This is a genomic window from Bacillus changyiensis (assembly GCF_027706145.1).
Classification (GTDB): Bacteria; Bacillota; Bacilli; order Bacillales; family Bacillaceae; genus Bacillus; species Bacillus changyiensis.
The window spans coordinates 513,828-534,380 of the sequence record NZ_JAQFWW010000001.1 but is presented as its reverse complement, the minus strand read 5'-3'; the positions used below and the strand labels follow the sequence as shown (position 1 = coordinate 534,380).

24 protein-coding genes are annotated in these 20,553 nt (G+C 38.5%); 18 read left to right on the top strand and 6 right to left on the bottom strand.

The window, feature by feature from the left end:
- Positions 1–154 precede the first annotated feature (154 nt).
- The 11 genes from panB (at position 155) to PDT38_RS02720 (ending at position 10,468) form a co-directional block, all read left to right on the top strand.
- Complete coding sequence (panB, locus tag PDT38_RS02770) at positions 155–988, top strand: 3-methyl-2-oxobutanoate hydroxymethyltransferase (RefSeq protein WP_270798895.1); 834 nt, start codon at positions 155–157, stop codon at positions 986–988.
- Position 989: 1 nt separating this feature from the next.
- Positions 990–1,853 (top strand): pantoate--beta-alanine ligase, encoded by an 864-nt coding sequence (panC, locus tag PDT38_RS02765; RefSeq protein ID WP_270798893.1) that lies wholly within the window; start codon positions 990–992, stop codon positions 1,851–1,853.
- On the top strand, positions 1,853–2,236 hold the full coding sequence (gene panD / locus PDT38_RS02760; RefSeq protein ID WP_270798892.1) for an aspartate 1-decarboxylase: 384 nt from the start codon (positions 1,853–1,855) through the stop codon (positions 2,234–2,236). Before panC ends, panD begins: the two co-directional genes overlap by 1 nt.
- 86 nt (positions 2,237–2,322) lie before the next feature.
- Positions 2,323–5,109, top strand: coding sequence for an ATP-dependent DNA helicase DinG (gene dinG / locus PDT38_RS02755; protein WP_270798891.1), 2,787 nt, complete (start codon positions 2,323–2,325; stop codon positions 5,107–5,109).
- 140 nt (positions 5,110–5,249) lie between these two features.
- Complete coding sequence (locus tag PDT38_RS02750; protein WP_172295322.1) at positions 5,250–5,420, top strand: YpmA family protein; 171 nt, start codon at positions 5,250–5,252, stop codon at positions 5,418–5,420.
- 9 nt (positions 5,421–5,429) lie between these two features.
- Positions 5,430–5,918, top strand: coding sequence for a cell wall elongation/penicillin-binding protein regulator TseB (tseB, locus tag PDT38_RS02745; protein WP_270798890.1), 489 nt, complete (start codon positions 5,430–5,432; stop codon positions 5,916–5,918).
- A gap of 23 nt (positions 5,919–5,941) precedes the next feature.
- Positions 5,942–7,126 carry a pyridoxal phosphate-dependent aminotransferase gene (locus PDT38_RS02740; protein ID WP_270798889.1) on the top strand — a complete coding sequence of 395 codons (1,185 nt, stop codon included), beginning with the start codon at positions 5,942–5,944 and terminating at the stop codon, positions 7,124–7,126.
- 107 nt (positions 7,127–7,233) lie between these two features.
- Positions 7,234–8,526, top strand: a complete 1,293-nt coding sequence (gene asnS / locus PDT38_RS02735) for an asparagine--tRNA ligase (protein ID WP_270798888.1) — start codon at positions 7,234–7,236, stop codon at positions 8,524–8,526.
- A gap of 78 nt (positions 8,527–8,604) precedes the next feature.
- Positions 8,605–9,300: a DnaD domain-containing protein gene (locus PDT38_RS02730; RefSeq protein WP_270798887.1), complete on the top strand. Its 696-nt coding sequence runs from the start codon at positions 8,605–8,607 to the stop codon at positions 9,298–9,300.
- A 17-nt stretch (positions 9,301–9,317) separates the two neighbouring features.
- Complete coding sequence (nth, locus tag PDT38_RS02725; protein ID WP_270798886.1) at positions 9,318–9,980, top strand: endonuclease III; 663 nt, start codon at positions 9,318–9,320, stop codon at positions 9,978–9,980.
- On the top strand, positions 9,977–10,468 hold the full coding sequence (locus PDT38_RS02720; protein ID WP_270798885.1) for a YpoC family protein: 492 nt from the start codon (positions 9,977–9,979) through the stop codon (positions 10,466–10,468). The genes nth and PDT38_RS02720 overlap by 4 nt, the downstream gene beginning before the upstream one ends.
- Positions 10,469–10,627: 159 nt before the next feature.
- Here PDT38_RS02720 and PDT38_RS02715 read toward each other — a convergent pair whose 3' ends face one another.
- Together PDT38_RS02715 and recU are read right to left on the bottom strand one after the other, a co-directional pair.
- Entirely contained in the window at positions 10,628–13,282 is a 2,655-nt protein-coding gene (locus PDT38_RS02715; RefSeq protein ID WP_270798884.1) for a PBP1A family penicillin-binding protein, read from the bottom strand.
- A gap of 58 nt (positions 13,283–13,340) precedes the next feature.
- The gene (recU, locus tag PDT38_RS02710) at positions 13,341–13,937 is read right to left on the bottom strand and encodes a Holliday junction resolvase RecU (protein WP_270798883.1); all 597 of its coding nucleotides are present in this window, start codon (positions 13,935–13,937) and stop codon (positions 13,341–13,343) included.
- Between the two features lie 53 nt (positions 13,938–13,990).
- On the opposite strand from recU, the gene PDT38_RS02705 reads away from it, so the two are divergent.
- Positions 13,991–14,956: a DUF2515 domain-containing protein gene (locus PDT38_RS02705; RefSeq protein ID WP_394356210.1), complete on the top strand. Its 966-nt coding sequence runs from the start codon at positions 13,991–13,993 to the stop codon at positions 14,954–14,956.
- Between the two features lie 25 nt (positions 14,957–14,981).
- Here the strand turns inward: PDT38_RS02705 and sspM are convergent, their stop codons facing one another.
- Positions 14,982–15,086 carry an acid-soluble spore protein SspM gene (gene sspM / locus PDT38_RS02700; RefSeq protein WP_270798882.1) on the bottom strand — a complete coding sequence of 35 codons (105 nt, stop codon included), beginning with the start codon at positions 15,084–15,086 and terminating at the stop codon, positions 14,982–14,984.
- Positions 15,087–15,271: 185 nt separating this feature from the next.
- On the opposite strand from sspM, the gene PDT38_RS02695 reads away from it, so the two are divergent.
- Both PDT38_RS02695 and PDT38_RS02690 read left to right on the top strand, forming a co-directional pair.
- On the top strand, positions 15,272–15,469 hold the full coding sequence (locus PDT38_RS02695) for a DUF5446 family protein (RefSeq protein WP_270798881.1): 198 nt from the start codon (positions 15,272–15,274) through the stop codon (positions 15,467–15,469).
- A 60-nt stretch (positions 15,470–15,529) separates the two neighbouring features.
- On the top strand, positions 15,530–15,883 hold the full coding sequence (locus tag PDT38_RS02690; protein ID WP_270798880.1) for a YppE family protein: 354 nt from the start codon (positions 15,530–15,532) through the stop codon (positions 15,881–15,883).
- A 55-nt stretch (positions 15,884–15,938) separates the two neighbouring features.
- Here PDT38_RS02690 and PDT38_RS02685 read toward each other — a convergent pair whose 3' ends face one another.
- Positions 15,939–16,142, bottom strand: coding sequence for a YppF family protein (locus PDT38_RS02685; RefSeq protein WP_270798879.1), 204 nt, complete (start codon positions 16,140–16,142; stop codon positions 15,939–15,941).
- Positions 16,143–16,310: 168 nt separating this feature from the next.
- Here PDT38_RS02685 and PDT38_RS02680 point away from each other — a divergent pair, with 168 nt between their 5' ends.
- Complete coding sequence (locus PDT38_RS02680; protein ID WP_270798878.1) at positions 16,311–16,676, top strand: YppG family protein; 366 nt, start codon at positions 16,311–16,313, stop codon at positions 16,674–16,676.
- A 16-nt stretch (positions 16,677–16,692) separates the two neighbouring features.
- Here the strand turns inward: PDT38_RS02680 and PDT38_RS02675 are convergent, their stop codons facing one another.
- Positions 16,693–17,115, bottom strand: a complete 423-nt coding sequence (locus PDT38_RS02675) for an Hsp20/alpha crystallin family protein (RefSeq protein WP_270798877.1) — start codon at positions 17,113–17,115, stop codon at positions 16,693–16,695.
- A gap of 149 nt (positions 17,116–17,264) precedes the next feature.
- Between PDT38_RS02675 and PDT38_RS02670 the strand changes: the two genes are divergently transcribed.
- From PDT38_RS02670 to PDT38_RS02660, 3 genes are all read left to right on the top strand, one after another.
- Positions 17,265–17,771 (top strand): PTS sugar transporter subunit IIA, encoded by a 507-nt coding sequence (locus PDT38_RS02670; RefSeq protein ID WP_270798876.1) that lies wholly within the window; start codon positions 17,265–17,267, stop codon positions 17,769–17,771.
- 344 nt (positions 17,772–18,115) lie between these two features.
- Positions 18,116–18,271: a hypothetical protein gene (locus PDT38_RS02665; RefSeq protein WP_270798875.1), complete on the top strand. Its 156-nt coding sequence runs from the start codon at positions 18,116–18,118 to the stop codon at positions 18,269–18,271.
- Positions 18,272–18,742: 471 nt separating this feature from the next.
- The gene (locus tag PDT38_RS02660) at positions 18,743–19,495 is read left to right on the top strand and encodes a T7SS effector LXG polymorphic toxin (protein WP_270798874.1); all 753 of its coding nucleotides are present in this window, start codon (positions 18,743–18,745) and stop codon (positions 19,493–19,495) included.
- 321 nt (positions 19,496–19,816) lie between these two features.
- Here the strand turns inward: PDT38_RS02660 and PDT38_RS02655 are convergent, their stop codons facing one another.
- Positions 19,817–20,353, bottom strand: coding sequence for a GNAT family N-acetyltransferase (locus tag PDT38_RS02655; RefSeq protein WP_270798873.1), 537 nt, complete (start codon positions 20,351–20,353; stop codon positions 19,817–19,819).
- Between the last annotated feature and the right edge of the window lie 200 nt (positions 20,354–20,553).

Here is a 20,553-nt window from a genome sequence, read left to right as displayed (position 1 = left end):
GAAAAAGTCTGCCTTGATCCAAAAAGGACTGGGACAGAGGGATGATTCTTGCCGATTAGCGGCGCTTTAAAAATCCTTCTTCTGAGCAGAAGGTTTTTTATTGCCCAAAAATAGCTGGCAGCTCATCTCCTCTGAAAGAAGAGGAGGAGAAACTTTGAAAACGAAACTTGATTTTTTAAAAATGAAACAGCAGGGGGAACCGGTTGTCATGGTGACAGCCTATGATTATCCAGCAGCAAAGCTTGCTGAACAAGCTGGGGTAGATATGATCCTTGTCGGTGATTCACTTGGCATGGTCGTACTCGGCTTGGACTCGACCGTATCTGTCACAGTCGCCGATATGATTCACCATACAAAAGCTGTACGACGCGGAGCAAAGGACACATTTATTGTGACAGACATGCCGTTTATGTCCTATCATTGCTCACAGGAAAGCACTCTCCAAAATGCAATGAAAATGATTCAGGAAAGTGGGGCAGATGCCTTAAAGCTTGAAGGTGGCGAAGGTATATTTGAGACGATTACAGCACTGACAAGGGGCGGAATTCCGGTGGTTAGCCATTTAGGCTTAACACCTCAATCGGTTGGTGTTTTAGGGGGCTACAAAGTACAGGGAAAAGATCAAGAAAGCGCCCAAAAACTGATCGAAGACAGTAAGCATTGTGAAGAGGCAGGGGCAATCGCACTTGTTCTTGAATGTGTTCCAGCCCGACTTGCAGAGTTGATTTCAACACAATTGACCATTCCTGTCATCGGGATCGGTGCAGGTGCCAATACGGATGGACAGGTTCTAGTTTATCATGATGTTGTTGGCTATGGTGTCAGCCGTACACCGAAATTTGTTAAACAGTACACACAAATTGATCAGACGATTGAAGTAGCACTTTCGTCATATGTCATGGATGTCAGAAATGGTGTTTTCCCTGAAGATGTTCACTCCTTCAATATCGATCAACAAGTGCTTGAAGGTTTATACGGAGGAAGATAGCATGATTGAGATCCAAACAACAAAAGATATCCAAAAGCTGATGAAAAATTATCAGAAAGAAGGAAAAACAATCGGATTTGTTCCGACGATGGGTTTCCTTCATGACGGTCATTTGTCACTTGCAAAACAGGCACGAACAGATAACGATATTGTCGTGATGAGCATTTTTGTCAATCCTCTTCAATTCGGTCCTGGGGAAGATTATGAGACATACCCAAGGGACATAGAAAGAGACCGAAATCTTGCGGCTAATGCCGGAGTTGATATTTTGTTTATGCCAAGTGTTGAAGACATGTACAAACAGGAATCGACTGTGCTTGTCCATGTTAAAAAAAGGACAAATGTCCTTTGTGGTCGTTCCAGAATTGGACATTTTGACGGTGTGGCAACTGTGCTAACAAAACTATTCCAGCTGATCATGCCGACAAGAGCCTATTTTGGAAGGAAGGATGCACAGCAAGTTGCTGTTGTCGATGGTTTAATCAACGAGTTTTTCATGAATATTGAGCTTGTCCCTGTTGAGACAGTACGGGAAGAGGATGGTCTTGCTAAAAGTTCAAGAAATGTCTATCTTACAGAAGCCGAACGTAAGGAGGCCGCTGTTCTCTACCAATCACTTCAGCAAGGTGCCCGACTGATTCAAAGTGGAGAAAGGGATCCGGGAGTAATCAAAAAACAGATTTGTACCATGTTAGAAAAGACAACCGGCGTGATTGATTATGTTGAGTTATACTCCTATCCTGACCTTGAGAGTCTGGAAACTTTGACTGGGAAATGTATCATAGCGGTGGCTGTACAATTTTCTAAAGCCCGCTTAATTGATAATCTCATCATCGATATCCCAAGTCGAAAGGAGGGCAAATGATGTACAGAACATTAATGAGTGGGAAACTGCACAGAGCAAGAGTAACAGAAGCCAACTTAAACTATGTCGGCAGTGTGACAATTGATGAAGACCTATTAGATGCTGTCGGAATGATGGCAAATGAAAAAGTTCAAATTGTCAATAATCATAATGGAGCTCGTCTTGAAACATATATTATTCCTGGAGAAAGAGGGAGTGGTGTCATTTGTCTGAATGGCGCAGCGGCTCGCCTTGTTCAAGAAGGGGATGTCGTCATTATTGTCTCATATGCGATAATGACAGAAGAAGAAGCAAAAACCCATAAACCAAAGGTTGCTATTTTGAACGAAAACAACGAAATCGAGCAAATGCTTGGCCACGAACCAGCCCGCACTATTTTATAGCCCCCAGACATGGGGGTTTTTATTTCTCAAATCTCGAAAACGTGTTACACTTTTGTCGAGCGTATCAAAATTGAGGTGTCCATTTAATGAACAATCAACGTTATGTAGTCATTGATGTGGAAACGACAGGGAATTCACCAAAAAAAGGTGACAACATTATTCAAATTGCAGCGGTTGTGATTGAAAATGGACAAATTACCGAACGTTTCTCTAAATATGTAAATCCGAATCAGCCTATTCCTGCTTTTATTGAACAGTTGACAGGAATCACAAATGACATGGTCGAAAATGAAGAGCCGTTTTCAGCCATTGCTGAAGATATCTATAGACTGTTACATGAAAGCTGTTTTATCGCTCACAATATTCACTTTGATCTTGGATTTGTTGAGCATGAATTAAAGCGGGCTGGTTTTCCACATCTTGAATGTGATGTTCTTGATACGGTAGAATTAGCACGGATCGTATTTCCGTGTTTTGATGGATATAAGTTGACCGAGTTGAGTGAAGAACTTCAGCTTGAGCATGAAAATCCACATCGAGCAGATAGTGATGCGGAAGTAACCGCAATGATTTTTTTACATATTATGAGCAGATTAAAGGCGTTACCGCTTCCAGTTCTTAAAGGGATGAGAAGATTATGCTGGCATCTGATTAGCGATATGAAACCACTGCTAGATATGCTGATCTTTGAAAAGGATCATCACCTTGAAGATGGTTATATGAAAGTAGGCTCTTTTGTCATCAAAACACCTGCCGAACTTCCAGAAGAACCGATGGTAGAACAAGAATTATCGTTTGATCAGCCGATTTGGGAAGCAGAAGAGGGGCTTCATTCTTTATTGTCCGGGCTTGAAAATAGAAGAGGACAAATGTTAATGATGAAAGAGGTCTGGCAAGCGTTTGTAAATCGTGAACACGCACTTATTGAAGCGGCAACTGGAATCGGCAAAACACTTGGTTATCTTGTACCTGCTACTATTCATGCAAAAACAACCAAAAATCCGGTTGTGATCAGTACATTTACGACATTGCTGCAAGATCAGATCTTGAATAAAGATATTCAACTCTTGGAAAAGATCTTTCCATACAAGATCACTGCTGCTGTTTTAAAAGGACAATCACATTATTTATGTATTGATAAATTTCAGCATGTTTTACAGGAAGAAGATGATAATTATGATTCAGTTCTCGCAAAAGCGCAAATTCTGGTTTGGTTGACAGATACAAATACCGGCGACTTATCAGAAATTAACATGCCTTCAGGAGGAAAGTTTCTCTGGGAACGAATTGCCCGCTCTCATCCTGTAAAAGGTCAGTTAAAAGAATATTGTTTTTATGAAAGAGCTAAACAAAAGGCAAAAGTTGCAGATATTATCATTACGAATCATGCACTGCTACTATCTCAAGAGGTCAATCAAGGACTGCCAATGGAACATGCAGATACTTACATTATTGATGAAGCACATCAATTTGAACGGGTGGCAAGCGAACAATATGGAACAAGAGTGGATTATGTTTCATTACATAAAAAATTGATGCAGCTGGGAACTCTAAAACAACAAGGATTTCTCAGAAAAGTTGAACGTTTGTATCGTGCTGTCGATGTTTCAAGAGAATCTTTTTTCAAACTGAGTGAATGGCTTGAATGTCTGCTTGAAGAAAGCGATATGTTTTTTACATCTGTCCACTCTTTTGTGAAGCGAAGGAAACGTAACCACACTTTAAACCGTCTGCTTTATAAGGTTGATCAATATAGTGAATCTCGCAGCTGGCAAAGTCTACAAGAAGGGGCTGGAAGGCTGTGCTCGATGTTGGTTGAGCTCCATCAGTTGTTTTCCGAACAAAAACAACAATTAGACGAAAAAACAACTTCATTTACCAGTCATCAATTGTTTGTTCTTGAAGAATATCTTTCTTGTATGGTCTTTCTGGAAGAATACGAAAAAAAGCTGGGTCATTTGTTTTTTGAGAATAATGAAGATGAAGTAGTCTGGATTGAAATTGATGCAAAAGGAGCTAAAAACGCGGTCACCGTTTATGCTCAACCTTTAGATGCAGGAGAATTACTAGCCGATCGATTTTTCACGTGTAAAAAAAGTGTTGTTCTGACATCAGCAACACTTGTTGTAGAAAACTCATTCAACTATATGATTAAAAAGCTCGGATTACGTGATTTTTACCCAAGGACTTTACAAATCGAGTCACCTTTTTCTTTTGAAAAGCGCATGGAAATTATCATTCCCAAAGAAATTAGCCTGATTAAAAACGATGATCAACAAGCTTATATTGATGATATTTCCCGCTACATCAAAACATTTTCAATGAAGAAAAATGTCAAAGTGCTTGTGTTATTTACATCCCATGCTATGTTGCGCGATGTTTATCAGACTTTGAAAAACGATTCAGACTTACCCTGCCAAATTCTTGCCCAAGGGATAACCGGAGGAAGTCCACTCAAGATGATGAAATCATTTAAGCTGCTTCATCATGCTGTTTTACTTGGAACAAATCATTTTTGGGAAGGTGTTGATTTTCCCGGTGATGAATTGACGATGCTGATCATTGCAAGGCTTCCATTCAGACCACCTGATGATCCGGTGGAATCAGCTAAATGTGAAAGGGCAAAGATAAAGGGAGAAAGTCCGTTTCAAACGGTCTCACTGCCTGAAGCTGTTCTAACATTTAGACAGGGGATTGGCAGGCTTTTACGTTCAGCAGACGACAGTGGCACAGTTGTCATTCTTGACCGTCGGATTCGAACCTCTTCTTATGGCAAAGTTTTTATGAAGGCACTGCCTAAAGCTTCTGTATTAGAACCAATCTTTTCAGAATTGGAAGCGAAGTTTTCAGAAAAGAAAAAGCCGCATGAATAGCGGCTCTTAAAATGAATGGTGTGGGTTAGGTTTTATTTTTTGGCTATATCTTAACGGTTTAATCCGTTGTAACAAATAGTTTGGCTTGTAGCAGCAAAAGTATGAATGACAATTATTGTTTGATACGGAGGTACTGAAAAATGGATAGCAAAATTGAAATTCTGTCAACCGTTAGTGTTCAACACTCAGAAGACCTTTATAAAATCGTTGACCTTTTAAATCGGACGCTTAAACGCAATGATTTAATGTTTGGCCTTGCCCTTAATGAAGAAGATCAAAAAAAAGCAACATTTACGATTTATAGAACGTAGGAGAAGAAAATGGGGAAAAAAACATTAATTTTTACACTTGTATTTGGTAGTATTATGTTGGTAGCGATTCTTCTTGTAAGTGTAAATGTCTATCAAACAGCGATGGCCCAGAAAGAAAGCGGCCATCAATCAGCGGTTGAAGTCGCAAAGAAAAAAGCTGATCTAAAACAAGTTGACAATGTAGAAACATTTGTTGGTAAAGAAAAACAGTATATTGTTGAAGGTGAAAATCAAAAAGACGAGAAAATCTATGTCTGGGTTCCAGCTGACAAAAAACAAAAATTGATGTTCAAAAGAGCCAAGGATGGTATCACAAGCAAACAGGCAGTTAAAACGGTTCAAGATCAAGGTCACTTATCTGAACTAAAAGGAGTTCATTTGGCCAGAGAAGGAAGTACTTTATTGTGGGAAGTGACTTACTTCAATCAAAATGATCAATATAGTTTAAGTTATGTCGATTTTACAAATGGAAAAGTTCATAAAAACATGACGCCTTAAAGATAAGTCAGGGGGAAAATGAGTTGAATTTAGCTAAAAGAGTATCAGCATTAACACCGTCTGCAACATTGGCCATAACGGCAAAAGCAAAAGAATTAAAAGCTGCTGGGCATGATGTGATTGGTTTAGGCGCAGGAGAACCCGATTTTAACACTCCTAAACATATCATTGAAGCCGCTGTCCGCTCTATGAACGAAGGGCACACGAAATATACACCTTCAAGTGGACTTGCCGCCCTTAAAGAAAGCATTATCGAAAAATTTAAGCGCGATCAACAAATCGAATATAGCCAGTCAGAAATCATTGTTTGTACAGGTGCAAAACATGCTCTTTACACTCTTTTTCAAGTGTTGTTGGATGAAGAGGATGAAGTGATGATCCCGACTCCATATTGGGTCAGTTATCCAGAACAGGTTAAACTCGCAGGAGGCCGCCCTGTCTTTGTGGAAGGTCTGGAGAAAAACAACTTTAAGATCTCCTCAGAGCAACTGGAAAGTGCAGTAACAGATAAAACAAAAGCAGTGATTATCAATTCTCCAAGCAATCCTACCGGTATGATGTATACAGAAGAAGAACTACAAGCGCTTGGAGAAGTTTGTCTTCGCCACAATATCTTGATTATCTCTGATGAAATTTATGAAAAACTGATCTATGGTGAGAAGAAACATGTGTCAATCGCTCAGCTTTCTTCACAGCTAAAAGAGCAAACAATCATCATTAATGGCGTGTCGAAATCACATAGTATGACAGGTTGGCGTATTGGGTATGCAGCCGGAAACCAAACGGTGATCAAAGCGATGACAAACCTTGCCAGCCATAGCACATCAAATCCAACATCTATTGCTCAATATGGCGCGATTGCAGCGTACAATGGACCATTTGAACCAGTTGAAGACATGAGAAAGGCTTTTGAGGAGCGGCTTGATAAAGTGTACCAACTACTTGTGGATATTCCTGGGTTAACTTGTGTAAAACCGGAAGGCGCTTTTTATTTATTTCCAAATGTGAAAAAAGCAGCTGTAGCATGCGGATTTACAGAAGTAGATCAATTTGCGGAAGCGTTGCTTGAAGAAGAAAAAGTCGCGATTGTTCCGGGATCTGGTTTTGGTGCACCAGATAATATTCGGTTGTCATATGCTACATCTCTTCCGTTGTTGGAGGAAGCGATTCAACGCATTCACCGGTTTGTCACTGAGCATAGTCGCTAGGGAAGACATTGACCACATCTGTTTAAAGAAGGTATAATATACGTTATGGATGTCAGAAAGAAATCGGTCGTGAACCTATTTCTTTCGTTTTTTGGAGGGAAACGATAGTGAAAACAACAATAAACCAAGTGTACAATCATGTTGGTGAAGAAGTAACAATTGGTGCCTGGATTGCGAATAAACGTTCAAGCGGCAAAATCGCGTTTTTGCAGTTAAGGGACGGTACGGGTTTTATACAAGGAGTTGTCGTTAAAGCTGAAGTAGATGAAGATACGTTTCAAATGGCTAAATCAGTTACACAGGAAACTTCTTTATATGTGAAAGGGATTGTCAAAGTGGACGAGCGCTCACCGCTCGGATATGAACTTGCTGTAACCTCACTTGAAGTGATTCACGAAGCAAAAGATTACCCAATCACACCTAAAGAACATGGAACAGAATTTTTGATGGATCATAGACATTTATGGCTTCGTTCCAAACGACAGCATGCGATTATGAAGATCCGTAATGAAATTATTCGTGCTACATATGAATTCTTTAATAAAGAAGGGTTTGTAAAAGTTGATCCTCCGATCTTGACGGGGAGTGCCCCAGAAGGGACGACAGAGCTTTTTGCTACAAAGTACTTTGATGAGGATGCTTATTTATCACAAAGTGGACAACTGTATATGGAAGCTGCGGCTATGGCTTTAGGAAAAGTATTTTCCTTCGGACCGACTTTCAGGGCAGAAAAATCAAAAACAAAGCGCCATTTGATTGAATTTTGGATGATAGAGCCTGAAATGGCATTTGTTGAATTTGATGAAAACCTGGAAATTCAAGAAAACTATGTTTCATTTATCGTTCAAAGTGTGCTTGAAAACTGTAAAATTGAACTCAAGACACTTGGAAGAGATACGGCAAAACTTGAGCAAATCAAAGCGCCATTTCCACGCATCACTTATGATGATGCCATTCAGTTTCTAAAAGATAAAGGGTTTGATGATATTGAATGGGGAGACGATTTTGGAGCACCTCATGAAACAGCAATTGCTGAAAGTTATGACAAACCTGTGTTTATTACACATTATCCAACTTCTATCAAACCGTTTTATATGCAGCCAGCATCAGATCGGGAGGAAGTTGTACTCTGTGCCGATTTAATCGCCCCTGAAGGTTATGGAGAAATTATCGGTGGATCTGAACGCATCCACGATCAGGATCTGCTTGAAGCCCGACTGAAAGAACACGGTCTAGCATCTGATGCATATCAATGGTATGCTGAGCTTCGACAATACGGTTCAGTTCCTCATTCAGGTTTTGGACTCGGTTTGGAAAGAACTGTTGCTTGGATTAGCGGTGCACCCCATGTCCGTGAAACGATTCCATTCCCTAGATTGTTAAATCGCTTATATCCTTAACTTGAAAAAGTCTCCTGTTATGACAGGAGACTTTTTCACAGTCATTCATGATATACTGGACAAGAGAGGTGTATCAAAATGAAAAAGCAGGAGTTTATTAAGATGCAGGAAATGGGATCTATGAGCATTCCTAATCTACTCTTCATGAATTACCGGGAACTTGGACTGAATGAAACAGAGTTTATCCTGCTCTTAAACATTAAAATGCATGTTGAAAAAGGTGCTTTTTTCCCGACACCAGAAGAATTATGCAAAACGATGACAATACCACCTGAACATTGTATGAACATGCTAAGGGTGTTTATCCAAAAAGGGTTGATTTTGATAGAAGAATGTGAAGATCAAGAGGGGATTAAGTATGAAAAGTACTCGTTAGAGCCCCTTTGGAGCAAACTGTTTGACTATCTTGAGTTGGCTGAGAAAAAGAAATATAATGAGCAGCAAGAGGAAGAACAGAAAAGCATTTATACTATATTTGAAGAAGAGTTTGCAAGGCCTCTTTCCCCTTTGGAATGTGAGACACTTAGCATTTGGATTGACCAGGATCATCACGATGTTCACCTCATTAAACAAGCTTTAAGAGAGGCAGTTATTTCGGGAAAATTGAATTTCCGCTATATTGACCGGATTCTTTTTGAATGGAAGAAAAATGGGATCATGACAATAGAACAAGCCGCCAACTACAGCCAAAAATTCAGGCGCAAGACAACTCAGAAGGGCGGGCAAAAGGAGTATACAAAGCAGGTTCCTTTTTACAATTGGCTTGATCATTAAAGTGAAAAGGTGAAGTTATGTTAACGAAAAAACAAATCGAGTTTTGTTTAGAAACAATAGGTGATATGTTTCCCAAAGCAGAGTGTGAGCTAGTTCACGGAAATCCGTTTGAGCTTGTCATTGCTGTTGCTTTATCCGCACAATGTACAGATGCATTGGTTAATAAAGTGACAAAAACATTGTTTGAAAAATACAGAAAACCAGAAGATTATTTGGCTGTTTCCCTGGAAGAACTTCAGCAGGATATCAAGTCAATCGGGTTATATCGCAATAAAGCAAAACATATTCAAAAACTTTGTCAAATGCTTCTAGATGAATATGATGGGGAAGTCCCTAAAGACAGAGATGAATTAGTAAAGCTACCAGGGGTAGGAAGAAAAACGGCCAATGTTGTAGTATCTGTTGCATTCGGTGTTCCTGCGATTGCTGTAGACACTCATGTGGAACGGGTCTCTAAAAGGTTAGGTTTTTGCCGCTGGAAAGATTCAGTGACGGAAGTAGAAAAAACACTGATGAAAAAAGTCCCAAAATCTGAATGGTCTCTAACACATCACCGACTGATTTTTTTCGGAAGGTACCATTGTAAAGCACAAAAACCAAACTGTGAAGAATGTCCGCTGTTTTCTTTGTGCCGAGAAGGACAAAAACGTTACAAAAAAGGGCTGGTGAAACGGCCATGACAAATGATTTATTACTAGATACATTTGCAAAAACATTAAGAGAGAAAAACATAGACAGTCAAGAAACCCGAGTTATTCTGTTAGAGAATCCGCTTTATTTCGATTTTTCTCTGAAAGAGGGAGCTGTTAAACCATGGGAACATCCTCAAGAATGGGTACCGCTTTTGTTTCAAACGTGGGAGGAAAGAAAAAAACGGCTCCTTCCTGTTTTTCAAACAAGAAAATCAAGGTGTAGTCAAGATGAAATGTTAACAGGTGTTTGTTGTTTTATTGCAAGCCTTTACTGGACGATGGGAAAACCAGTCACAACTTTGGCTTGGAAAACGCTTATTCAAGAAAACTTTCCTGTTAAACCAATTAACTGGGCAGAACGGCTCGAATTTATTTTGTTAAAGCCGACCCAATACCATTGTTTTATTCAGCTTGATGAATTATTCACAGAAATGAAAAAGCAGTTTTATAAATATGTTGTGATGAATAAATTGTAACAGGGCTGTCCGAGAAAGTCAGGACAGCTTTTTTGATATAAAAATAGGGTGTCCAGTAAGTCGAATTTTGACTTATTGGACACCCTTTTTGCTGAAAGTCAGCCATCTTGAATCATGGCTTTTTACAATGTTGCTCTATTCGACCAAGTCCAAGGCTCATCAGTCTCCTGAGTTGTCTCCAGTATCTTTTTTATTGTCGTCGCTTGGACTTCCATCAGTTGGTTCACTACCGGGCTCTTCTTTTCTTCCATCCACTTTGTCTTTGTCAGGTGAACCGTTTTGATTTTGTTGATCAGAGTTATCTCCGGGATTTTGTTGCTGTTGATCTGGTTGTTTTGTGCTTTGATCATCTTTTTTCTTTTTGTCTTCCTCGGTTTTTTTCTGATCATCTTCTTGCTTTTGCTGATCTTGATCAGCTTTTGAATCGTCTTCCTGATCTTCATCTCCAGCAGTCACTTTAAGTGTCACTGCAGCAGGACTACTTTCACCATCATCAGTTACAGCTGTGACTTCGAATCTGTAGGTAGATCCTTGTTTTACATTCGAGATGACAGCTTCTGTTTGACTGCTGTTTTGAATCTCGCTAGATTTGCCACCATCAACCGATTGCGTGACTTTAAATGATGCATCATCATCACCTGAATATGACCATGTTACTTTAATGCTGTTTGATTCTTTATCATAATGGGCACTCAAACCAGAAGGTTTTTTCACATCTTCTTCTTTTTCCTCGTATTTGTTTGAAACTGTTGTCGGTTCTGTTCCTTTAACAAAATACTCGGTTAGCTTTTTATCAGCAGGAGTGTTGCTGCTTGCTAAAGCGGCTGGATTTGATCCTTTTAAGACGGTTGCTTCAACGACACTGTCCGGTTTCTTAAATGAGCCGCTACCATCATCAACTTTTGTGATAATTTTTTTAAATAATAGTTTAGCGATTTGTTGTTCACTTTGATTGAGCGAGTTTCTACCTTCTTTACCAGTCCAAACCGCTGCTGTATATTGCGGTGTATAACCGACAAACCATGAATCTTTGGCACCGTCACGACTGATACCGTATTTCTTAACGTCAGCCTCATCAAAGTTTGTTGTACCTGTCTTTCCAGCTACAGTAACACCAGGAACTTGCGCTTGTGTTCCTGTTCCAGAATTAACAGCTGTTTTGAGCATATCTGTCATCATAAATGCGGTATAATCACTCATTGCCGGTTTTGCTTCTGGTTTTAAGTCAAGTTTTGTACCATCATTGAATTCTACAGCAGTTACAAAGTGTGGTGTATTGTAATAGCCATTGTTACCAAATGCACTGTACGCTCCAGCCATTTGAAGAGGAGACACACCGTTTCCAAATCCGCCGATCGCATAGGCTTCAAATAATTTATCTTCAGGAATCGATAGACCAAGACCTTTTGCAAATTGTGCAACGTTTTTCTTCTCGGCCGCCTGAAAGGCCTTTAAAGCTGGAATATTTCGCGAGTCAGCAAGCGCCTTTCTCATTGTTATCCAACCTTTATGTTTATGGTCATAGTTATTAATTTCCTGTCCAGTTGAGTAATGGTACGGTTCATCTTTAATCTGCTCATAAGTTGACCATTTTTTATGTTCGATAACAGGTCCATAATCAAGGATCGGTTTGATCGTTGAACCGGGTTGTCGTTCAAGGTTTGTTGCATAGTTGAATCCGCCAGCAGGTCGATTGCGCCCACCGCCGATTGCACGTACTTCACCGGTTTTTGTATCGAGCAGGACTAAGCCAGCTTTCATTTTCTCGGTGTACGGTACTGAATCTCCATCCATCATCTCATCTACATAATCTTGTGCCTTTGTATCAATCGTTGTATAAATTTTTAATCCATCTGTTAAAGGATTGACATTCGTTTTTTCTTGGACTTCTTCAACAACCTGTTCAATAAATGCATTGTATTTCTTATTACCAGCTGATTTTGCGTATTTTTCAGGAGATACAAGCCCTTTTTTTACAGATACTTTTTTTGCTTTATTATAGTCTGCTTCTGAGATAAATCCATTTTGCTTCATCAAATTTAGAACAACATTTCGTCTTTTTTCTGCTCTGTCTGGATGTTTAATAGGGTTGTAGTTATTTGGACTTTGTGGCATGCCAGCAAGTGTTGCCGCTTGCGAGATCGTTAAGTCATTTAAATCTTTTACCCCATAAAACAATTCTGCTGCTTTTCCAACACCATAAGCTTGGGATGAGAAAAAGATCCTGTTTAGGTACATTTCTAGTATTTCGTCTTTTGAATACTTTCTCTCAAGCTGGAATGAAAGCCATACTTCCTGAACTTTACGTTTCATTGTTTTGTCATGGGACAAGAACGAATTCTTTACAACCTGTTGTGTGATTGTACTTCCACCCTCAGAACCGAACCCACCTTCAAAGTTAGCAATAAGGGCTCCACCGATCCGAATTGGATCAACTCCATGGTGTTCATAAAAACGGGCATCCTCTGTTGCCAGAAAGGCATTTTTCACGACATTGGGTATATTTTTAATCGGTACATATTTCCGTTTTTCTGATCCAATTTCCCCGATTTTTTTCCCGTTTATATCATAAATCGTGGAAGAGTATGGGGTTTTTAATTTTCCTTCGTCAAGAGACGGAGCATCAGCAATCATAAATGCAAATGTGGCTCCTCCAGCAATTAAACCGAGGACACCAATGATTAAAATTGATAAAAGAATTTTCTTGAAAAGCCCCATTTTCTTCTTTTTCTTGGGTTTTGACTGAGTATTAGACCTACTTTTACCTTGTTGGGCTTTTCGCCGTTCCTGGCGGCTGTTAAATTGATCTGACATAACATCTCAACCTTTCGTAGTTAAACCTTTCCGCTACACATGACTTTAAAAGCATAAATTATGATGGCGAAAAATACAACTGATCAATCATTTTAATATAATCTATTCTTGGGGCGTACCCAAGTGAAATAGAATAAGCGGATTCTTGCAATTCATCTTTTCGAATCGATTTTCTACCATTTTGTTTTTGGCGGTTCCAAAAATAAAATAATTTTTCCGCTTCTAAAAAATAAACCTCGTCAAATGCGGATATAATAACAAAGCAAATCCCACCTTGGGAGACCACTTGCTTCATATGTTCGATTTGATGTTCATGGAAGTTTTTCAGCGGAAAAGATGTCTGATTTTTCGTTTCCTTGGCTTCAAAATCGATATAGCGTCCTTTATATATTCCATTATAATCGGTTGTTGAAGACTGTTTGAAATACGCCTCTTTGATGACAGCCGCACTTCTTGCCGGGTAATCAACTTGAACGATTTGAACAGGTGTCGGTTTTTTATGGATAACCGCTATCGAGTTCGTTAGATAATATAAATTCGTTTCATTTAGATCATCTTCGAGGGTCATTCCGCGATTACTGTATGACGGCTTCTTCTTTATAGATGGGACCGCTTTTGTCGGCTGATATGTTTTGCCGTTTGGATAACGAAACACTTTCTTCAACCTCCTTTTCAAAAAAATCTAAAAACAAACGGAAGTGAATCATTTTGCACAACAAGATCTCCGGAGTAGGATTGCTGCATCAAATCAAAGAACAAACTAATAAACTAAACAAAGATAATATTTCACGAACCAATGCTTATAAGCATTATTTTGACCATCACCCGGAGATTAAGTGGGCATTTTTAGCTTCATTTGTTTCACGAAATGCTGGTTGGTCAATGACTGATTTAAAAGGTAGTTTATTTCAACTTGGCCTCACAGCGAACCAGCAGCAGTGGTTGTTTATGACATATGAAAGAGCGAATTGGTTGATCTTTGCTGATGCATATCCACAGCTTTTATTGTATCAATGGTCTAAGGTAATTGGACAGCCGTTTTTTCATTTGCTGCCCGATCTAGGTGTTTCTTCATTTATGCGCCTGGAATGGGAGCGGTTTTGGCATAACCAGGACACAAAGCGTCTCATGTATGCTCTTATCATAAATGAACAAAACACTATCCAAAATCCTATTATACAAAATCCTTTGTTTAAAAAGAATGTTTTTCACTCGATTCCTTTCTATATATGTGAGTATTTTCACTTTAATACTGTGATTTTTCCGACTGTTGAAGGTGTTTTTTACGGTCTGTCTGTCAAACGTTTTACAAATGTAAACGAAAGAATTAAGCTAGGTAAACAATTAAGTGATCTTTTGTTTAGACCTGAGCTTTTCCCAGCTTTTTTTCATTTTACATCTTTTGTTCCTCATACAGGTTCACGCTTTGATATGGAACGATGGACAGGAATTTTCAAAAGAACTTCACCGTTTTTGAGAACGAGTTATCCTGTGATCGATCATTCATTAGACGGAGTAAAAAGAGATTGGTTTCATGGAGAAAACAGGGAGAATATGTTTAAAGATGAAACATTACCAGAAACGATTGAAGTAACCGAATGGTATTTTCAGAAAAGAAGGCAGTTACAGGTTGTATTCACATTAGAAAATTGGTTTAAAAAGAATCGGAAGTAAAAAAAGCAAGGGATTCCCTTGCTTTTTAAGTAGATGGACGATTTGGGCCGCCTAATTTTTTATCTAATGTATCTCTTGTTTTTGGATCAGCTTTTTTGTTAGCAGGGGCTTTTTTCTTGTTGTTTTCCACAGTAGACACCTCCTTACATCATAGTTTCTGCATAAATCACGCTGTTCATACACATTTCTGCAAGGTTTGTTGAAACAGTAGGAAGTTGGTGTTCTTTGCCGGTTTTCTTCTAGTTTTGTCAAGCATGAAGGAGAGACGATGGAAAAAGAAGAATGCGTAAGAGGTCATAAAAAGGAGGGAAGTAAATGAGCGCTTCTGTCAGTAAAGCATCAGCTCTGAAATTGCTAATGGAAACTGAAACTGACCTTGTCTTAGTAGAAACAAAACTGGTTAAGGCTGTGAGCAAAATGAAGGTTGAAAAAGAAATGGCCTTTAGAAAGCAACTTGATCTTATTGATAAAGAACTGGTGGAACTCTTGCCTTATTTGTTGGGAACAAATTGATGGAAATGCTTGTTGTTTTGACTTGGTTTGTTTGATACGATAATTGCTGAGGTGAATGTCGTGGATAAACAATCTTTTCTTAAACAAACAAAGAACTTGATCTATGTAACAAAGGAAGCGGCTGACCGCTATCAAATAGGCGACGAATACGATTTTTTCAAAACCGTTAAACCTGCAGCTGACCGTTGTGAACAGACAATTAAAAGCTGGCTTGAAAACGGTTTGGCATATATTGAGGATCATCATCCAAAGTATATTCATAAAGAACAGTTAAGTGCAGTAGAAGAAAACTTGAAGGAGATTGTTTTGCAATCTTATTTTTGCAAAATCCACAAAAAACGGTTTAAAGATCTAACAGAATCTGTGCTTTATACACTCAGAAGTCTCGAAGAAGATTTGAAGGTAAAAGGATAGATTTGATCGCGATCATTTCACCCCAATTGTTCACATTAACAATTGGGGCGAACTCTCATTTTTCTGTGTCTGAATACTTGCCGTAGGTAGGGTGCTGAGCTCCATTCGCCTCAAGAACTTTCATACCTGTCCGAAACTCGTTTAAAGTCAAATGTCCTTGAATATACAAGAACTTGACAAAATCCATCAGTTTATCCATACAATCTGTCTCATACTGTTTCATCTCAGCAAAACAATTTCTTAAGTATGATACGTTCAATAGCACATCCCCCTTTCGATTAGATTATTATAATCGTATCATAACAATTCGACTTTTTTCTTTTTTTAAAAAATTCAAACTTTAGACACATTTTCTAATGATTAGGCACGGGAAAACAATTTGCATCATACAGATATAGAAAAAGGGCTCTAGAAGGAGAGATCAAAGATGGAAGAGAGAGCAGCCAGATACCCATATGCCGGATTACACTATTCTGGATACCCGCAATTTGAGCATCAGCTTCAACATTACTATGATCATCCAGCTAGCCAATATGCTCATCCTGTCAGCCAAGCATTTCAGCCTTCACCGATTTATCAATCATCTTTGCAGGGACTCCCTTATCCTAACCCATATCCACAAGCTAGACCTGAAGTTCACCAGCCTTCTCAATTGCAAAATTTCATGTCACAATTTAAGAAAAAGAACGGACAACTCGATTTTAGTAAAATGATGGATACAGCTGGTCAAATGATGAGCACCGTCAATCAGCTGGGATCGCTCGCCAAAAGCTTTATAGGATTCTTCAAATAAAAAAAGCATGAAATGTTCATTCATGCTTTTTTTGTGCCGGAAATGACACGGTTAACGTATTACGATTCCATGATGTTTTCATTGTTTCTTCATAAACAGGATAAGGGAGCAAAATCGTTCTGGACAGATTGGTAAATGATGCTGAGTCTTTGGATTCTGTTTTCTCTTTCAGTGAAACATGTAAGTACCTTGATTTCGCTTCAATCATAATATCACCATTTTGAAATGATTCAGGGACGGTAATATCGATTAGCAGCTTGTCATTTTCTTCTCTTATATTCATGGAAACCATTAAACCTTGCAGTTGGTCTGAAACCATTTCTTGAAAAGAATTTAATAATTCGTGAAAGGGAGAGGCATAAAACAATTGTTCAAAAGCTTCTTGAACTTCGTTCTTTTGGTTAAACGGTTGGTTCTCATGATCCTTGGAATCCATCATTTGTCACCTCTTTTCGTTTTTTACTTTTAGTTTATGCAGAAGTAGGTCATATGGTTATAAATTGCTGGATGTTAAAAAATGTGGTTAAATAGTGGGGAATCCCTAACTATACATAGATATCCTTAGGGTGCTGAAAGGAGTTAATTAGATTGTTTAAAAAAATATTCGGTAAGAGCCATAAAGAGGAAGCAGTTAAAGAAGAAACCGTTTTTTCACCAGCAGACGGTAAAGTGATCAGCCTATCAGAAGTGCCGGACCCTGTTTTTTCACAAAAAATGATGGGGGATGGAATTGCGATTGAGCCGGCGAACGGTGAGATTGTTTCTCCGGTTAACGGGGAAGTCATCCAACTTTTTCATACAAAGCATGCCATCGGTATTCGCTCATTATCAGGAGTTGAAATGTTGATTCATATTGGATTGGACACTGTTAGTATGGAAGGAGAAGGCTTTACTGCTCATGTCAAAGAAGGCGACAAAGTGAAAGTCGGTGACCCTTTAATCACATGTGATTTAGAATTAATCAAGGAAAAAGCAAGCAGCACGATTACACCAATTGTGATCATGAATGGAGATGTACTGGAACGGATTCAAAAATATGAAGATGGCGAAGCAAAAAAGAGCCAGACAAAATTGCTTGAGCTAGTAGCGAAATAGTCAAAAAGCAGAGAGTTCATTCTCTGCTTTTTAACTATTCTCAAAGACAGTGTAGAAGAAGCTTTCTAGTAAACTCAAGGAGACTCCTATTTTCGAGTGTTTCACAGGTACTGCAGTGTTTAAACCTGTGGGCAACACAAGAAATACATGGGGCTGTCTTGAAAGTAGTGTGGAAATGGGGAATTTGCTCGCTTTCCGTGGGCGATCCGCGAGCCTCCTCGGAGCTCTTTCCTTGCTCCTGCGAGGTCTCGCAATTCCCCCTGATTCATCTTAATAAAGGACTTTTTAGACAGCTCCTCCACAAGTTATGTTTTATGTTCATCAGGATAAAAGGAGATACAAAAATGAAAGTTGATGATGCTTCTTTACATATGAATCACCATGTCCCATTTATGAAAGACCAGTTAAAATGGGAGGCCCGAACAAGAGAGTGGGCAAGGAATATATTGAGAACTGGGTATGGGTCTGTTCTAATCATAGCTGGAGATTTCTTAAAATGAAATCGACAGGCGTTTTGGTTTTTAGAAGAGGCTAGCTCAATCTACGAGAAGATTTTTTTCGTGCCTCCTATTTGATAAGTAAAAACCGAAAGAGGAAATATAAAGATTCGAAAGCACGACAGCAGGCATTAATAGAATCCTCAGCAAATCTCACTAATGTTCAACCTTTAAATCGTGAAGCCATTTCCTATAACGGAAAAACCATTGCTGGTGATAGCCTTTGGTACATACCGAAAACACCTGATGAGTGGTTGTTCTTTTTCAATGAATCTAATGATTATTACATTTATGTAATCGATGAGTATCCCTGGCTTTACAACAAAAGAAGAAGTTCATTTTCTCTATCGGGAAGCAGGTTGATTGGTACAGGTTAGGCAAAAAAACGAAGGTGAGATCCTTAATTGATATTTACAAAATAATTTAAAAAAGTGATAAACTTTTAAAGGTATTATAAAAGAAAGGGTTGTTTTCATGAAAATATATGAAGCTAAAACCTTATTATTGACAATGGAAGCTCGTTCTAAAGAATATCAACAAACAAGACAAGCATTTGTTGCGTTAAAAGAAGCTTTTCTAGAGGTTACCAACTTGGGAGACGATTTTCAAGGAAAAGGTGCTGACAACATAAAGGCGTTTTACAAAGATCAAGCTGGTATTGTAGATAACTGGCTCGATCTGATTGATTCACAAATTCAGTTTCTTGATGGCATATCAAATGTGATAGAAGAGGCCGAACTCTCCAACTCGTTTATCGATATTGAATTTCTCGAAAATCAACTTGCGAATGCTTACACAAACTCAAAATCAGTAGTGTCAGAGCAGAAAAAACAATTAGTAAACATATTAGCTGATATCAAAGACTTACTACCTTTAGAACCCATTTCAGATCAAGAATTTAAGGAAAAATTAGATGTGGCAAACAAAGAGCGCGAGAGTACGATTCAAGCAGTCAATGATCTTGATACCATGCTTATAAACGAATATGCTACCTCTGAAACGACTCAACAAATGGTCATGGCAGACTACGCCGCATTGATTGATGCGACAGGTTTAGCGGAAAGTGCTTCGCAGGTGAGCTATGATGCAAAAGCTTATCGAAGCAGTGAAACATACCGTCTTAAAAGCGAAGTACATAAAAATGCGGAAAGCTATATCAAATTTAAAATGGATCAGGCAGAAGCGCAAAAAATTACCAAGGAACAAACTGAACCCGCCGGACAATAAGAAGAACTGCTTTTGAAGTAAAAAAAACGTATTCATGCAAGACTTGCGACTCGGACCATTTTATTTCAAGATTAAATCATGTACTCGATTGATCACGATATGATGGTTTGTCGATTCAATAACCCGGCAGGACATCGAAACGACTAAATTGATAAAAAAATTTCTATAAGGTACCAGTTTGATAGTTATTATTGAATTGGAGGATTTTAATTGCGAATAGTTTAGGCTTGTTCATGTATAGTTTAAGGTATACAAAAATCTTAAATAGATCGGGGGTATGTTTTATAGAGGGGCTCCGATCCGTTTAAGATGACAAACGAATTATTTTAGTTTTTTGTATTCCATCAACCAACAATCTTGATACTTACCTTCATGAAGTTCATGTTTTGGAAGAATACGAATTTTTTTAAAACCACATTTTTCATAGCACTTTATAGCCCGTGAATTTCTGACTTGAGGATCCATAACAACTCGGTCTGCTAGTTTATGCTTCACTAAATAATTCAACATGGATGAAACAAGTAATGTCCCAAGTCCTTTATTCCAATTCACTTTTTCCCCGATAAATTGGTCTGTTCCGTAGACATTTTCGTTAAGATAACCATATTCTCTTTTTGTTACATCATCCAGTTGATAAAACTGAATGTATCCTATTTCTGTCTCTTCGTACTCCACTATACATTTAACTTCGTCATCTTCAGAATCATAAAAAACATCGGTAACCTTATCTATATCAAAAGGATGATCCCTCCCTTCATAAAATTCAAGAATTGATGGGTCTGAAAGCCATTTTGCTAAAAGGAACTTATCAGCTTCATTTAAATTGCGAACGATTAAATTTTGATTTTGAAATAACATGATAATCCTCGCTTTTATTCAACTTAATAAACAACATTAGAATCTCTAAGAATAATTAGAATTTTTGTGTCTGTCAAGTTGCAAAAGCTCTACTTTGCGGAATTGCCGTCAAGAATCCTTCCTAGACTATTAGATATATATAAATCAGAAACGAGTTTTGACACCAATTCAGGAGGGTGTAAAGTGATTTTTACAGAATC

Excerpts from the sequence above, each read along its gene's own strand:
- dinG (WP_270798891.1), top strand. The coding sequence starts at position 2,323 with ATGAACAATCAACGTTATGTAGTCATTGATGTGGAAACGACAGGGAAT.
- PDT38_RS02715 (WP_270798884.1), bottom strand. The coding sequence starts at position 13,282 with ATGTCAGATCAATTTAACAGCCGCCAGGAACGGCGAAAAGCCCAACAA.
- tseB (WP_270798890.1), top strand. The coding sequence starts at position 5,430 with ATGGGGAAAAAAACATTAATTTTTACACTTGTATTTGGTAGTATTATG.
- PDT38_RS02720 (WP_270798885.1), top strand. The coding sequence starts at position 9,977 with ATGACAAATGATTTATTACTAGATACATTTGCAAAAACATTAAGAGAG.
- PDT38_RS02675 (WP_270798877.1), bottom strand. The coding sequence starts at position 17,115 with ATGATGGATTCCAAGGATCATGAGAACCAACCGTTTAACCAAAAGAAC.
- PDT38_RS02655 (WP_270798873.1), bottom strand. The coding sequence starts at position 20,353 with ATGTTATTTCAAAATCAAAATTTAATCGTTCGCAATTTAAATGAAGCT.
- PDT38_RS02750 (WP_172295322.1), top strand. The coding sequence starts at position 5,250 with ATGGATAGCAAAATTGAAATTCTGTCAACCGTTAGTGTTCAACACTCA.
- PDT38_RS02660 (WP_270798874.1), top strand. The coding sequence starts at position 18,743 with ATGAAAATATATGAAGCTAAAACCTTATTATTGACAATGGAAGCTCGT.
- PDT38_RS02665 (WP_270798875.1), top strand. The coding sequence starts at position 18,116 with ATGAAAGTTGATGATGCTTCTTTACATATGAATCACCATGTCCCATTT.
- panC (WP_270798893.1), top strand. The coding sequence starts at position 990 with ATGATTGAGATCCAAACAACAAAAGATATCCAAAAGCTGATGAAAAAT.
- PDT38_RS02730 (WP_270798887.1), top strand. The coding sequence starts at position 8,605 with ATGAAAAAGCAGGAGTTTATTAAGATGCAGGAAATGGGATCTATGAGC.
- panD (WP_270798892.1), top strand. The coding sequence starts at position 1,853 with ATGTACAGAACATTAATGAGTGGGAAACTGCACAGAGCAAGAGTAACA.
- PDT38_RS02695 (WP_270798881.1), top strand. The coding sequence starts at position 15,272 with ATGAGCGCTTCTGTCAGTAAAGCATCAGCTCTGAAATTGCTAATGGAA.
- nth (WP_270798886.1), top strand. The coding sequence starts at position 9,318 with ATGTTAACGAAAAAACAAATCGAGTTTTGTTTAGAAACAATAGGTGAT.
- PDT38_RS02680 (WP_270798878.1), top strand. The coding sequence starts at position 16,311 with ATGGAAGAGAGAGCAGCCAGATACCCATATGCCGGATTACACTATTCT.